The 13560-nt window shown below is 56.7% G+C and carries 14 protein-coding genes; 8 read left to right on the top strand and 6 right to left on the bottom strand.

From position 1 onward, the window contains the following. Nucleotides 1-4 precede the first annotated feature (4 nt). Nucleotides 5-889: a universal stress protein gene (locus tag KGB25_RS03690; protein WP_223434266.1), complete on the top strand. Its 885-nt coding sequence runs from the start codon at nt 5-7 to the stop codon at nt 887-889. Nucleotides 890-939: 50 nt separating this feature from the next. On the opposite strand, the gene KGB25_RS03685 is transcribed toward KGB25_RS03690, so the two are convergent. Both KGB25_RS03685 and ftsH read right to left on the bottom strand, forming a co-directional pair. After that, the gene (locus tag KGB25_RS03685) at nt 940-1365 is read right to left on the bottom strand and encodes a potassium channel family protein (RefSeq protein WP_223434265.1); all 426 of its coding nucleotides are present in this window, start codon (nt 1363-1365) and stop codon (nt 940-942) included. Nucleotides 1366-1389: 24 nt separating this feature from the next. Beyond that, nucleotides 1390-3210: an ATP-dependent zinc metalloprotease FtsH gene (ftsH, locus tag KGB25_RS03680; protein WP_223434264.1), complete on the bottom strand. Its 1821-nt coding sequence runs from the start codon at nt 3208-3210 to the stop codon at nt 1390-1392. A gap of 228 nt (nt 3211-3438) precedes the next feature. Here ftsH and KGB25_RS03675 point away from each other — a divergent pair, with 228 nt between their 5' ends. The 3 genes from KGB25_RS03675 (at nt 3439) to KGB25_RS03665 (ending at nt 6172) form a co-directional block, all read left to right on the top strand. Then, nucleotides 3439-3693 (top strand): Lpp/OprI family alanine-zipper lipoprotein, encoded by a 255-nt coding sequence (locus KGB25_RS03675; RefSeq protein ID WP_223434263.1) that lies wholly within the window; start codon nt 3439-3441, stop codon nt 3691-3693. Between the two features lie 72 nt (nt 3694-3765). Next, complete coding sequence (locus KGB25_RS03670; RefSeq protein ID WP_223434262.1) at nt 3766-4686, top strand: universal stress protein; 921 nt, start codon at nt 3766-3768, stop codon at nt 4684-4686. Nucleotides 4687-4783: 97 nt separating this feature from the next. Next, on the top strand, nt 4784-6172 hold the full coding sequence (locus KGB25_RS03665; RefSeq protein ID WP_223434261.1) for an MBL fold metallo-hydrolase RNA specificity domain-containing protein: 1389 nt from the start codon (nt 4784-4786) through the stop codon (nt 6170-6172). Nucleotides 6173-6231: 59 nt separating this feature from the next. Here KGB25_RS03665 and KGB25_RS03660 read toward each other — a convergent pair whose 3' ends face one another. Next, nucleotides 6232-6468, bottom strand: coding sequence for a hypothetical protein (locus tag KGB25_RS03660; protein WP_223434260.1), 237 nt, complete (start codon nt 6466-6468; stop codon nt 6232-6234). A 119-nt stretch (nt 6469-6587) separates the two neighbouring features. Here KGB25_RS03660 and KGB25_RS03655 point away from each other — a divergent pair, with 119 nt between their 5' ends. Both KGB25_RS03655 and groL read left to right on the top strand, forming a co-directional pair. After that, entirely contained in the window at nt 6588-6809 is a 222-nt protein-coding gene (locus tag KGB25_RS03655; RefSeq protein WP_223434259.1) for a hypothetical protein, read from the top strand. Nucleotides 6810-6848: 39 nt separating this feature from the next. Further along, entirely contained in the window at nt 6849-8465 is a 1617-nt protein-coding gene (gene groL, locus KGB25_RS03650; protein ID WP_223434258.1) for a chaperonin GroEL, read from the top strand. 14 nt (nt 8466-8479) lie between these two features. Here groL and KGB25_RS03645 read toward each other — a convergent pair whose 3' ends face one another. Beyond that, nucleotides 8480-9529, bottom strand: coding sequence for a phosphotransferase (locus tag KGB25_RS03645; RefSeq protein ID WP_223434257.1), 1050 nt, complete (start codon nt 9527-9529; stop codon nt 8480-8482). A 162-nt stretch (nt 9530-9691) separates the two neighbouring features. Here KGB25_RS03645 and KGB25_RS03640 point away from each other — a divergent pair, with 162 nt between their 5' ends. Next, nucleotides 9692-10579, top strand: coding sequence for a universal stress protein (locus KGB25_RS03640; protein ID WP_223434256.1), 888 nt, complete (start codon nt 9692-9694; stop codon nt 10577-10579). 43 nt (nt 10580-10622) lie between these two features. Here the strand turns inward: KGB25_RS03640 and KGB25_RS03635 are convergent, their stop codons facing one another. Both KGB25_RS03635 and KGB25_RS03630 read right to left on the bottom strand, forming a co-directional pair. Further along, on the bottom strand, nt 10623-11588 hold the full coding sequence (locus tag KGB25_RS03635; RefSeq protein ID WP_223434255.1) for a ribose-phosphate diphosphokinase: 966 nt from the start codon (nt 11586-11588) through the stop codon (nt 10623-10625). Between the two features lie 114 nt (nt 11589-11702). Next, the gene (locus KGB25_RS03630) at nt 11703-12269 is read right to left on the bottom strand and encodes a phosphoribosyltransferase family protein (RefSeq protein WP_223434254.1); all 567 of its coding nucleotides are present in this window, start codon (nt 12267-12269) and stop codon (nt 11703-11705) included. 343 nt (nt 12270-12612) lie between these two features. Here KGB25_RS03630 and KGB25_RS03625 point away from each other — a divergent pair, with 343 nt between their 5' ends. After that, nucleotides 12613-13503 (top strand): universal stress protein, encoded by an 891-nt coding sequence (locus tag KGB25_RS03625; protein WP_223434253.1) that lies wholly within the window; start codon nt 12613-12615, stop codon nt 13501-13503. Nucleotides 13504-13560: the final 57 nt, after the last annotated feature.

Below are 13560 nucleotides of genomic sequence, written 5' to 3'. Positions count from 1 at the left end.
AGTCATGAGCCAGTATCAACGGTTGTTAGTGATGATTAATCCGGTCCTGCGTCACTCTCAAGCAATCAACCATGCCGCGGCGCTGGCCAGGACCAGTGGGGCGAGTTTACATATTGCGGCGTTGATCCCCCCGATCAAAGGCCTTTCGATGCTTGAAGAAGGCGCCTGCGATCAGGTTAGCAAGCACTACCTGCGGGACCATCGCGACTGGCTTCAGGGGCAGGCTGAACATCTGCGTGTCAGAGGGATCGACGTGACCACGGAGGTGGCCTGGGCCGAAGATATGAAACAAGACATCATCGATCATGTCATGGACATGCAGCCCGACCTGTTGATCAAGCAGATCCAGCATGAATCAACACTCAAGCGGGCTTTTTTCACCGCGCTTGACTGGTACTTGCTGCGCCACTGCCCGATACCGATCTATCTGGTGGGCGGCAGCAGCTTCGTGTTGCCACGCAAGGTTGTTGCAGCGGTCGAAGTATCGGAAATAGAGACAGCCGACAACGCGTTGAACGACCTGATCATCAAACAGGCACGCGGCCTTGCCATGCAATGCAATGCCGAGCTGCATTTGCTGTACGCCTGTGATATCTCGGCCGCTTTTCTGGCGGACTTCGGGAATCTCGCACTCGCTGAACTCACCCAATCGCTTCGCAAGGATCTGGAAAAATCTTTCCTGCGGCTGGCTGGTCGGTACGGCGTGCCCTCTGAGCTGCGACATCTCATCGAGGGGCATCCGGTCAGGGTATTGAGTGAGTTCGCCCACGAACATCAAGTGGATGTCATTGTGATGGGCAAAACCCAGTCCCATGGGATGGGTAAGCTTTTGGGCAGCACGACCGAACACATCCTGTACCAGGTGCCTTGTTGTGTTCTGGCGGTCTAGATCCGATTGCAACTTGGTGACAGTTGAGAGCGTCATGTGCGCAAAAGGGTTTATTTGCGCTTCCAGTACTTCTGCATTTCGAGAAACAGAAAGGATGCGGTCCACGTGATCAGTACCAGCCCGGTCAGGGCTTGCAGGCCGGTCAAATACTTGAGGTTGCCCATCGGCGAAATATCACCGAAGCCGATCGTCGTGTAGGTCGTGAAGGAGAAGTAAACGCAGTCCATCAGGGTACCGTCGAAGTTGCCCGTCAGGCCGCCCCATTTGCCGGAGTGCACCATCAGGTAATAAACCAGTGCAAAGCACCAGACCTCTATCGCGTGAGCCAGCAGGGCGCCGAATACCCCGACGACAATTCTGAAGCGGCTCCACAGCTTGAGCCGGGGTAGCCAATCGTTCAGGCGTAACAGACATTCGTAATGGATTACTACGGCGATTATGACCACCAGCGTATTGATCAGTGTGACTGCCAGCATGACCGACTCCATCTTCCAAGGGGGTTACGGTGAATCAGGGTCACGCTGTACAGGCATGAGTGCTGGAAAGTCTTCAGGCGTCAGAGTTTCTTTTTCGAGTAGCAGGTGTGCCCCGGCGTCCAGATCTGCCCGACGACTTTCGAGCAAAGCCCTGGCCCGCCCATAGGCTTCATCGAGCAGGGCTCGAATGCCCAGGTCGACTTCCCTGGCTGTCTGTTCCGAATAGTCTTTTTCACCCAGCCCCGGCATGCGGTCACCCAGGTACGTCGTGTTTTGTCGCTCCAGGACGGACTGACCGAGCTCAGCGCTCATGCCAAACCGGGTGATCAATTGGCGGGCGATATCCGTTGCGTGGGCCAGGTCATCGGCAGCTCCAGTGGAAATCTGACCATAAGCGAGGAATTCGGCAGCGCGACCGGCCATCAGGACGACGATCCGGTCCTTGAGCATCTGACAACTGATCAGGAAGTGATCTTCGGTCGGACGCTGCAGTGTATAGCCCAGCGAGCCAATGGCACGGGGCACAATAGAGACTTTATGTACCGGGTCCATGGCCGGCAGACTGCTGGCGGCAAGAGCGTGCCCCATCTCGTGATACGCCACCACTTGGCGTTCCTCGGGGCGCAACACACTGCTCTTGCGCTCAATCCCCGCGACGATACGTTCTACCGCGACCGTGAAATCGTCGAGGTTGACTGCATCGGCTCCACGACGGGTGGCCACGATGGCGGCTTCGTTGACCAGATTGGCCAGATCCGCGCCGGTGAAGCCTGTGGTGATGTCGGCGATATGCTCGGCATTGAGGACGGGCTCCACGGTGATTTTTTGCAGATGGACCTTGAGGATCGCCTGTCGGCCTTTTCGGTCTGGGCGGTCAATCAGCACCTGCCGATCGATCCGGCCGGCCCGAAGCAGTGCAGGGTCCAGAATCTCTGGCCGGTTGGTAGCGGCAAGTAGCACAACGCCCTCACGGGGATCGAATCCGTCCAGCTCTGACAGTAGCTGGTTGAGCGTCTGCTCTTTTTCGTCATTGCCGCCAAACGCGCCAACGCCTCGCATTTTACCCAGAGCATCAAGCTCGTCGATGAAAATGATACAAGGTGCCGCCTGCCGCGCCTGTTCGAACAGGTCATGCACTCGGGCGGCGCCTACTCCCACGAACATTTCGACAAACTCGGATCCCGAAATCGAGAAAAAAGGCACGCCGGCTTCACCGGCGATGGCTTTGGCCACCAGCGTCTTGCCTGTTCCCGGCGGGCCGACCAGCAACGTGCCCTTGGGAATATGCGCCCCCAGGCGTGAGTATTTGGCTTTGTCCTTGAGGAAGGAGACGATCTCCACCAGCTCGGCTTTGGCCTCATCAATGCCCGCCACATCGGCAAAGGTCACGCCGGTTTCGCGCTGCACAAACACCTTGGCCCGGGACTTGCCGATGCTCATCAACCCACCGACACCTTGTTTTTCCGCCAGCCCGCGAAACAGGAAATGCCAGATCACCATGATCAGGACAAAAGGCAGCAGCACGCCCAGCAGGCCATTAAGCACCGAGCTTTCGTTGACCCCGGTGAAGCCGACGCCCGAACGCCCCAGCTCAGTCGCCAGCACCGGATCCACCCGCACCGTGGAAAACTGTTGATGCCCGTTGATGGGCTCTTGCAGTTTGCCGCTGATCTGATCCTTCTCGACCCGTAAATCGCTGACCTTCTGCTCATTGAGCAACTGCACAAACTGACTGTATGGAATGCTTTGCACGACATTGCGTTCGAAAAACAGTATTTGAACCAGGGTCAGCACAACAAACGCAATCGCGAAGTGAGACAAGTTCCATTGGTGATTTTTTTTCATGGGCGTGGCTCTGGGTCGTGGCGCCGACCAGGGGCAAACGATGATTGCCGTTCAGTATTTTTCTACGCCTGGGCACAGGAAAATCGTTGAGGTAAATCAATAATCTTCCTATGAGCACGCAAGGGGCGTACGGCCACCGATTTAGTTGATAAAAGTCAGTGCTGCCAACGGATACCGCCAGATACTTGAACCACTGCATTTGCAGTTGCACACGCCGAGGGGAAGATCATGAACAAGTGCTTGTCCATTGCAGTGCTGGCCATTTTGCTGGCGATGACGGCCGGTTGCAGTCATCAGCATGCCCAGGAAATCGACGCACGCCTGGAAAATGCCGAAAACAATGCCGCCACGGCACGGCTCAGGGCCGACGAGGCGTACATCAAAGCCGAGCTGGCAGAGGCCGCGGCCGCACAGGCGCAAAATGCAGCCGATCAAGCAAATGAACGCCTGAAGCGGATGCTGGAGAAGGCAAGTCGCAAATGACAAGCGATAACCCCCCAAGCATGAGATTAGAATTGCAATCATCCAGGTAAACGTTTCAGGGAGAGGCACGTGATGCTCAAACTCAAACGCATTCTATTGATAGCCCCTGGCGAAATGACCCTTACTCCGGCGTTTGAACGTGCATATGCACTGGCCTGCGCAACCGGTGCGTTTTTGCATATTGTCGCGTTCGATTATGTCCCGGCACTGGCGGTGGCAGGTTTGCTTGACCATGATGCGATGGTCCAGGCGCGGGAGGGGTATTTACAGGTGCATCGGCACTGGCTGGAACAGCAAGCGCGCTTTAAACGTTGCATCGGCCTGCAGGTGACCACTGAAGTGGTCTGGGCCCGATCAAGCGTGACGCACCTGCTTGAGTACGTGAATGACTTTCATCCGGATATGGTGATCAAGGACACTCATTATGTGCCGGCACTCGACCGGGCCTTTCATCGACCCCTGGACTGGCATTTGCTGCGCAAATGTCCGGCGCACTTGCACCTGGTGACCAGTGCCGTGCACCCCAAACCGTTGAAAATTCTCACGGCGATCGACCTGTCCCATCTGGAAGAACTGACTCAGGGGGTGAATGACCGAGTACTCGACCTTGCTTCCACACTGGCGGCCAGTTGCGGTGCCGCGCTGCACCTGCTCAATGTCAGAAGTTGGTCAGTGATGAACGATGCGTCTAGAAGTTTGCCGACAGGCAGTCTGGATGACAGTTTGCGGGACGCGATTGAGGATGCCCAGCAAGAAGCCTTCGATGAACTTGCTGAACGCTATTGCATCCAGCTTCCATGCCGGCATTCACTGACAGGTACTCCCCATAAGGTAATCGCCCTTTTTGCTCAACAGAATGCCATTGACATGGTGGTGTTGGGGACGAGGTATACCGACGGGAAAAACGGGTTTATCGGCAGTACCGTCGAGAGTGTGTTGAACAGGGCACCGTGCAGCTTGATGATCGTCAAACCATTGCCGCCACTTGATTGAAAGGGGAGCTGTCGAGCTTGCAGTTGATAAAAATCAACTGGTCTTGAGCCAAAAGGCGCAATCAATAGCGCTCCCCTGAATGTTCAAGGAAACGGCCATGCGAATCACATTTCTGGGTGCCGCGGGCACGGTCACGGGCAGCAAGTACTTGCTGGAAAATCGTAACCAACATGTGCTGATCGATTGCGGTCTGTTTCAGGGCTACAAGCAACTGAGATTACACAACCGTGACCCGTTCCAGATTCCGGTCAGCGACCTGGACGCTATCGTGCTGACCCATGCCCATCTTGATCACAGCGGCTATCTACCCGTACTGGTGCGCAATGGTTATCGCGGCCCGATTTACGCCACGCCAGCGACCTGTGAGCTGGTGAAAATTCTGCTACTAGACAGTGGTCGCCTACAGGAAGAAGAGGCTGAGTTCGCCAATCGGCATGGCTTTTCAAAGCACAGCCCGGCGCTGCCTCTTTACACTGAGCAAGATGCCGAGCAAGCACTAAAACTGTTACGGCCTGTGGAGTTGCACCACAAAGTTAAAATTGTCCCTGACATGACCATCGAGCTACGATGCGCCGGGCATATCCTGGGTGCGGCAACGGTGCAAGTGGGCGCCAATGGCATGGACTTGGTGTTTTCAGGGGATTTGGGGCGACCTGATGATCCTTTGATGTTCGCACCGGAAGCCGTAGAGCAGGCAGATTACTTGCTGGTGGAGTCGACTTATGGCGACCGTAAGCATCCAGTCGACTCGCCGCAGGAGCAATTGGCTGAGGTCATCAACCGAACCGCGTTGCGCCGAGGCATTACGCTGGTGCCATCGTTCGCGGTGGGACGTGCCCAATTGTTGATGTATCACCTTTATCAGTTGAAACGCCAAAGAGCGATTCCTGATATTCCCATCTACCTGAACAGCCCGATGGCCACCGACGTCACGGTCCTGTACCAGCGGTTTCGCAGCGAGCACAGATTATCCCTGGAGGACTGCGAAGGTATGTGCCATGTGGCGCAATTCGTCCGGACCGTCCAGGACTCGAGAGCACTCGATCAGCAACGCACTCCGGCGGTGATTATCGCCGCCAGCGGCATGGCGACCGGAGGGCGGGTCGTCCATCACCTCAAGGCGCTGGCTCCCAATCCGGTTAATACGCTGCTGATGCCGGGTTTTCAGGCAGGTGGCACCCGCGGAGCGCAGATTGTTGCAGGCAGTCCATCCGTTCGCATCCATGGCAGGGACGTGCCGATAAACGCTGAGGTGGTGCCGATGCAAACCCTGTCGGCGCATGCTGACGCCGATGAAATCATGCAGTGGCTGCGTGGGTTCAAGCGACCACCCAAACACACCTTTGTGGTGCATGGCGAGCCAAACGCCTCGGATGTGCTGCGCCGCCGTATCAGCCTGGAACTTGGCTGGTCGGTATCGGTGCCGGAGTATCGCGATAGCGTCGACCTCACCCCAATCAGTTCCCCTGAACACTCACTCCTCTGACAAAAAACACCCCCCGGCCGATGTCGAGGCGGGGGGCTGATCGGCCTGCCATCGAGTGATTATCGATCCTTCGTGTCCCTGGTGCATAACCACTCCCGCCGGGCTTGCTGGTACTTTTCTTCCGCGCGCTTTTTCGCTTCGGAAAATTCATGGATGGACAGCGTCGAAACAGGCTCGCTCAACAGGGCGTAGGCTTGCTCGTTCAACCGGTCTGCTTCAATGAACAGCTCGGCGCAATCGTTGATCGGTGGCCGATGAGTTGGCTGTTCGGTTGTTTGCGTGTCGATGTTCTCCATTATTTTTCCCTCTGAAAACACAGAAGTGTCTATCCGGTCTTCTGGCATTCTTCAAATTTGGGCATTTAACATATCCTCGCCTGGTACTGCTCATCCCGATTCCGGATACGCTAACTGACGTGCCCGGCTTTTTCCTTTTTCCGGTACGCGCCGGGATGACAAGGTTTATTTGGGCTCGAATTCGAGCGGTGCGGATTGACCTGGGTCAACTCGCGATCATGCGTCGCCAGTCGCTCATCGCACAGCATTGCCGGTTGCATGAGCTGCAGGCCAAGGAGCCTGAAGGCTGCGCCGGCGTGGCGATTTTATTGATAAAAATCAAGTTTGCAGGGGGCCATTGATAGAAGCTGCAAGGACGCACCGGCCGGGAGAGCAATCTGATGGCTCACAGTAAAATCATGTTTCGTTCAGCCGCTCGCGAGAAAATCCTCAGTGGCGCCACCCAGTTGGCGGATGCCGTGCGCGTTACGCTGGGCCCCAAATCAAAATCGGTGTTGATCCAGAACAAGTGGGGTAACCCGACGGTCTGCAATGACGGCGTGACAATTGCCAAACGAATTGACCTGCAAGACCCCGAGGAAAACCTCGGTGCGCAAATGCTGCGTCAAGCTGCGGAGCGCACTGGCGATGCAGTCGGGGACGGGACCAGTACGTCAACGGTGCTGGCCCATGCAATGCTGGCCGATGGCATACGCAACGTCGTGGCGGGGGCCAGTGCGATCGACCTGAAACGCGGCCTGGATTGTGGGTTGCTGTTGGTACTGGAATCACTTGCAGCCCAGTCGCGCCCAGTCAGTACCCTCAAGGAAAAGGCCCAGGTCGCCACGCTTTCGGCGCATAACGATACCGTCATAGGTCAGTTGGTGGCAGACGCCCTGGAAAAGGTCGGCGTTGAAGGGGTCGTCAGTGTGGAAGAGTCCAAGACCACCGAAACAGTGGTCGAGGTCATGGAAGGGATGCGCTTTGACCGGGGCTATGTCTCACCTTACTTCGTCACGGACACCGAGAAGATGCAGGTCGAACTCGACGATGCCTACTTGCTGCTCTGTGACCACAAGATCGGTGCACTCAAGGATCTTCTGCCATTGCTTGAACTGATTGCCAAGAGTGGACAACCACTGGTTCTGATCGCAGATGACATCGAAGGTGAGGCATTGACCACGCTGGTCGTCAACCAGCTGCGAGGGGTACTGCGAGCCGTGGCGGTCAAGGCGCCGGGCTTCGGGGATCGACGCAAGGAGATGCTTCAGGACATGGCAGTTTTGACAGGGGCTACCATGGTTTCGAACGAATTGGGTATCTCCCTCGAACAGGTGGAACTGAGCCAATTGGGACGGGCACATCGCGTAGTGGTGCAAAAAGACAGCACGGCGTTGATTGGCGGTGCAGGTACTCGCGAGGCTATCGAGGCGCGTCTGCAGCAGATTCGCGCGCAAATGGACGCGACCACCAGTGACTATGATCGTGAAAAACTCCAGGAGCGACTGGCCAGATTATCTGGCGGTGTCGCGGTGATCCGGGTCGGGGCGCCATCCGAAGCTGAGATGAAGGCGCGTAAGGATGCGCTGGACGATGCCATTTCGGCGACTCGGGCGGCGATTGCAGAAGGCATTGTCCCTGGAGGTGGCCTTGCTTTGCTCAAGACTGTGCCGATCATCGCATCCGAAGAAGGCCGACACGAGGGCGATGCCAGGACTGGTCTGCAGATACTTGGCCGGGCGCTGGAAGCGCCGGCCAGACTCATCGCCGAGAACTCAGCAGTGGACGCTGGCGTTGTGGTTGCGCGCATGCTCACGGAAACGGGAAACATAGGCTTCGATGCGTCCGCCAATTGTTATGTGGACATGTACGAAGCCGGCATCATTGATCCGACCAAGGTGGTACGCATTGCCCTGGAAAATGCGGTTTCAGTCGCCAGTATCCTGCTGCTGACCGAGGCGACCATGACTGACATTCCGGAAAAGGAAACGCCTGTGCAGGCACCGTTCCCTGAATGATGGACGCGACCTGTTCAACACGATGAGGACTCGTTCATTGTCAGGTGATGGAGCAACAGGCTTTCGCTTTGCAAGTAAGCCTGTGCCTGGTGCATCAATTGGATGGATCTTTCTTTTTTTTCATTTTGCTTGGCTGTATCAGCTTGGCGCAGCGCTCCATTTGCCAGTGAAAAACAGCGCGTAGCCGCACGCAGAGAAAGAAAAAAAGCCAAGGGTTGGCAATCTTCCTCCATGACACTGTGATTGACGTAACTGGATAGCAGACGTGCGCCCAATCTGTTCAGGCCATGATGTTGCAGGTCCATCAGCACAAACGCCAGGTCGTAGAGCACGTCGATGCAGGCGATCCGTTCACTGAATTCGATCCCGTCGAAAAGTGTCGGATGATTGTCGATCAGGCAGATATTGGCCAGGCGCATATCACCATGACAGCGCCGGACGCGCCCCCCGCGGCGACGTGATTCGAGGCACCCAATCAACGATTCCAGCATCGTCTTCGAGGCGTGGGTGATTGCATTGACGGTCGCGATGTCCAGGATTTGCGGGTAGCGACACATTTCCCTGTGGTTTTTCTCGATTTCTTTGTACAAGTCCGGGATGCGACCGAACGAAGGGGTTATTTCGGCGCTGGCATGGAAACGGGCGATCTCGGTTCCCAACCGTTCCATCATGGATTCGGTCAGCCGTCCTTCGACGGCCATGCGCTCGAACAACAGATTCTGAGCAAAGCGGCGCATCACCACGAGCCAGTCGACCACGGGGCCGCAACCGTTGAGCTGCAACAGACCATCTTTCCGGCGATTGATCGGGCACAGGCTCAAATACAGCATTGGCGCCGTTCGTCGATTGAGTAGCAATTCTGCTTCGCAGGCATCTTTACGGCTTTGCAGGCTTAGGAAGTCCAGCTCGGCAAACGCGACCGCGCGTTTGAGCTTGTAGGCGCGGTTCGCGTGCAGAAAGATCACAGAACCATGGGTTTCGATACGTTCCACCGGGCGGTTGGACGCGTCGTAACTGGACGGTCTGGAGAGAAAGGCGATGACCTCCTCTTGAGCAATACTCACGTGATACTCCTCGTCTTCAGGCTGTCCGCGGCCCCTTGGGCAGTGTGAAGAAGGGAAGTTCCGACCCGTTTGATATTTATCAACGCCAGCAACATTTCGGTGGAGCAATCTGAACTCAGGTGCTGAATCCGGCATCGAGCCCCCTCTGTCTGGAGTCGAGTCATGAGCCAGTACCGACGGTTATTACTCATCATCCATCTTGCCCTGAGCCATTCTCCGGCAATCAACCATGCTGCGGCGTTGGCCCGGGCCAGCGGCGCGCGGTTGCATATCGCGGCCCTGGTTCCACCGTTGAAATTGTTGTCGCTGCTCGAAGATGGCGACCGGAAAAAGGCAAGGGAACGTTATCTGCAGGACCATCGCGATTGGCTGAAGGACCAAGAAAAACTCTTGCGTGGCAGAGGGATCGACGTAACTACCGAGGTGGCCTGGACTGATGACATGAGGCAAGACATTCTGGATTACGTCGCAGAATTGCAGCCCGACCTGTTGATCAAAGAAATTCAACATGAATCAGCGCTCAAACGCGCGCTCTTTACCCCGCTGGATTGGCGCTTGCTGCGCCAGTGTCCGGTACCGGTTTACCTGGTGGGCGGGACCGGTCACGCCTTGCCCCGCATGGTGGTGGCGGCGGTTGACGCGTCGGCTGGCGAGTCTGAACACAGCGAACTCAATGACCGCATCATCCAACAGGCCTCCAACCTCGCCATACAATGTGATGCCGAGTTGCACCTGCTCTATGCCCATGACATTTCGGAAGATTATCTGCAAGAGTTGAGCGATAGCTTGAAACTGTCAGCGCTGAGCAAAGGGGGGCGCAAGGAGTTGGAAAAGTCGTTTCTGGCATTTGCCAGCCAATACGGCGTTCCCGCCGACCGCCGGCATTTCGTTTTGGGTCACCCCGTCACGGCTCTCAGTGAATTTGCCAGCGAGCATCATGTGGATGTGATTGTGATGGGTAGAACCCAGTACCAGGACCTGGAGCACCCTCTGGGCAGCACGACCGAACATATCCTGTACCAGGTGCCCTGCAGCGTACTGGCGGTCTAGTGAAGGCTCGAGGTCCCGGCCGCTCATTGGCACGGGCACATGCTCAGACCTGATCAAAGGCTCCATTTTCCGCCAGCAAGGTGGCGGTCAGGGCCGTGCTGTCGAGTACCTTCAGGTGACGCGTGACACACTCAGGCGGCAGGCGAAACGGCGGCACGGAATCAGTGATCGCAATGTGTTCAAAAAGAGGCTGGTCGAACAACCGACTGCCAGCGGTGAACAAACCGTGGGTGGCGGCTGCGAACAGCCGGACAGCGCCGGCCTTTTGGCAGGCGTAACCGGCATGCGTCAGCGTTTCACCCGTGCTGATCAGGTCGTCGAACACAATGGCTGTCTTGCCTGAGACTTCGCCGATCAAGAGATTACCCGTCAGCGTGGCATGATCGCGGTGCTTTTCCATCAATGCACTGCCGACCGAACGCCCCAGTTGCCGCTCCAGGGCTTGACGAAACTGCTCGGCGCGCTTGGTGCCTCCTGAGTCCGGGGAAACCGCAACGACTTCGGCGTCGCCGACGAGCCCGGCGAAATGCCCTGCGAACAGTTCGGTGCACTGCAGGTTCCAGGCTGGAATGCGAAAGGCGTTGTCGAACGCTGCCGGATTATGCACGTCCAGGGCGATCAGACGATCCACGCCACTGGCTTCAAAAAAGGCGGCTACATAACGCGTAATAGTCGGGTCCTGTGGCTGGTTGCGGCGATCCTTGCGCCCGTAGCAGAGGTAGGGCGTCACCACCTGCACTTGACGAGCGCCGGCATCCTTGAGTGCACCGCAGAAGAACAGCAGGCGACACAGCTTATCGTTTGCGCTCTGTTGGGCATCCCCATACAAGGAATGGAACACCACGACGTCACGACCGCTGACCCGATCCAGCGGTCGGCATTTATGTTCGCCGTCTTCATAGTCGCGCTCTTCGTGGCTCGCCAGTTGGCAACCCAGCCGCTGAGCGACGCTGCTTGCATACAGTTCGGTTCCTTTGAGGGCAAAAAGAAGCGGGGGCAGGGCACGCATGCAGAGGCTCCTTGGAGGCCGGATATCAACTGCGCCTCACCTGAAATGGCACATATCCATCATCTATAGCGCATGGCCGCTGTCGAGTCTGAACGACGGACGACCCTCGAACGGTCAGCGCGCGGCGCCGTGACGAACAACATCAATGCAAAACTCCGTTTCGTAGGGCGGTACGTTGCATTCGACGATGTCACCGGCCGCCACTTGCAGATGCACGCCGACAATGTCGGCATGAATCGGCTGTTGGCAAACATGGCGGTCCACCAATACGGCAGTGTAGACCCGACGCGCCCCGAGTTGTGCCAGATACGCGCAGGTGCGCAGGAGTGAATGGCCTTCGAAAAGCACATCATCGATCACCAGCAGGGTGGTATTGGCAAGGTCCAATTCACTCAAAAGCGGATTCTCGGTTAATTGGGTATGCGCGTGCAGCACCTGAAGATCATCGGCATAACGCTTGACCTTGAGGGGGTAGAGGGGCAGTTCCGGCTGACCGGTTTGATGTGAAAGATGCTGGCGCAAGCGCTGAGCCAGAGGCTCGCCACGGCGCTGGATGCCAATCAGTGCCGTTTGACAGGGCGGCAACAGACCAGCGACCTGGCGCGTCATCGCCTGTAACACGTCATCGAGTTCATCGCTGTCGTACAAACGCAACCGCTGACTCGCCAACATGCTCGACATAGCAACCTCCTGTGAGCCCTGTGCACTGCACCTCGTGCGAGTGCGGTTTGGTCAAGGTAGCCCCATTGGCCCTCGCCGGATTGATATTGATCAACCGCGGTGAAATGAAATACGTATTCAGCCAAGGAACGCCAATCCCATGTTCGCGTGTGCAGGACTTGCTCCAGGGGCCGGGAGATGCAGGGGCATGATTGGTGTTGCACGGTCACTTGATATAAATCAACGCCAGGGTGGCTTCAACGGAGGACGCTGAACTGGAACTGCGGGTGTCTGTTCACGCGGACATATCAACTGTTTCCGTAGTGGGTAACTGTAGGCGCAAAGCCCCATCTGGAGTCAGATCATGAGCCAATATCAACGCTTATTACTGATCATCAACCCGGCCCTGCGCCATTCACAGGCCATAAACCACGCAGCGGCCCTGGCCAAGGCCAGTGGGGCGAGTCTGCATATTGCTGCCTTGATTCCGTCGTGGAAACTGTTGTCGCTACTCGAAGAGGGTGACCGGGAAAAGGCTCGAGAGTGCTTCCTGCAGGATCATCACGATTGGTTGAAGGACCAGGCGAAAAACCTGCATGGCAGGGGAATCGACGTGACAACGGAAGTGGCTTGGGCCGATGACATGCAGCAAGACATTCTTGATCACGTGGCGGAAATGCAGCCGGACTTGCTAATCAAACAAGTGCAGCATGAACCAGCGCTCAAGCGTGCGTTCTTCACTCCGCTGGACTGGCGTTTGCTGCGTCATTGCCCAATCCCTGTTTATCTGGTCGGTGAAGGAGGACTTGCCTTGCCGCGCAAGATCGTGGCAGCGGTTGACGCTTCGAATACCGAGCCTCAGGGCAGCGAACTCAATGAGCGGATCATCAAGCAGGCTTCCGGTCTCGCCTTGCAGTGTCAGGCCGAGTTGCACTTGCTGTTCGCCTGCGACACGTCAACGGCCTATCTGGGCGACTTGGGCGGCGGTGGCTTGGCGCTTGCTGACCTTGGCAGTCAGTTGCGCAAGGAACTGGAAAATTCGTTCCTCAATCTGGCTGATCAATATGGTGTGCCCCCTGACCGTTGGCATTTCATTGAGGGGCACCCTGTTTCGGTGCTGAGTGAGTTCGCCCATGCACACAATGTGGATTTGATTGTGATGGGCAGAGTCCAGTCTCATGGTCTGGACAAGCTTTTGGGCAGCACGACCGAACACATCCTATATCAGGTGCCTTGCAGCATTCTGGCGGTCTAGAGCGGACAGGGCCATGTACTACGAAACGACAGGTGCAATCGCCTGAGGAGGTTCTAT

Source organism: Pseudomonas sp. BF-RE-21 (genome assembly GCF_019947305.1).
GTDB classification, from domain to species: domain Bacteria; phylum Pseudomonadota; class Gammaproteobacteria; order Pseudomonadales; family Pseudomonadaceae; genus Aquipseudomonas; species Aquipseudomonas migulae.
This window is presented reverse-complemented; position numbering and strand designations above follow the sequence as displayed.

Excerpts from the sequence above, each read along its gene's own strand:
- KGB25_RS03690 (WP_223434266.1), top strand. The coding sequence starts at position 5 with ATGAGCCAGTATCAACGGTTGTTAGTGATGATTAATCCGGTCCTGCGT.
- KGB25_RS03625 (WP_223434253.1), top strand. The coding sequence starts at position 12,613 with ATGAGCCAATATCAACGCTTATTACTGATCATCAACCCGGCCCTGCGC.
- KGB25_RS03635 (WP_223434255.1), bottom strand. The coding sequence starts at position 11,588 with ATGCGTGCCCTGCCCCCGCTTCTTTTTGCCCTCAAAGGAACCGAACTG.
- ftsH (WP_223434264.1), bottom strand. The coding sequence starts at position 3,210 with ATGAAAAAAAATCACCAATGGAACTTGTCTCACTTCGCGATTGCGTTT.
- KGB25_RS03640 (WP_223434256.1), top strand. The coding sequence starts at position 9,692 with ATGAGCCAGTACCGACGGTTATTACTCATCATCCATCTTGCCCTGAGC.
- groL (WP_223434258.1), top strand. The coding sequence starts at position 6,849 with ATGGCTCACAGTAAAATCATGTTTCGTTCAGCCGCTCGCGAGAAAATC.
- KGB25_RS03685 (WP_223434265.1), bottom strand. The coding sequence starts at position 1,365 with ATGCTGGCAGTCACACTGATCAATACGCTGGTGGTCATAATCGCCGTA.
- KGB25_RS03675 (WP_223434263.1), top strand. The coding sequence starts at position 3,439 with ATGAACAAGTGCTTGTCCATTGCAGTGCTGGCCATTTTGCTGGCGATG.
- KGB25_RS03630 (WP_223434254.1), bottom strand. The coding sequence starts at position 12,269 with ATGTCGAGCATGTTGGCGAGTCAGCGGTTGCGTTTGTACGACAGCGAT.
- KGB25_RS03660 (WP_223434260.1), bottom strand. The coding sequence starts at position 6,468 with ATGGAGAACATCGACACGCAAACAACCGAACAGCCAACTCATCGGCCA.
- KGB25_RS03665 (WP_223434261.1), top strand. The coding sequence starts at position 4,784 with ATGCGAATCACATTTCTGGGTGCCGCGGGCACGGTCACGGGCAGCAAG.
- KGB25_RS03670 (WP_223434262.1), top strand. The coding sequence starts at position 3,766 with ATGCTCAAACTCAAACGCATTCTATTGATAGCCCCTGGCGAAATGACC.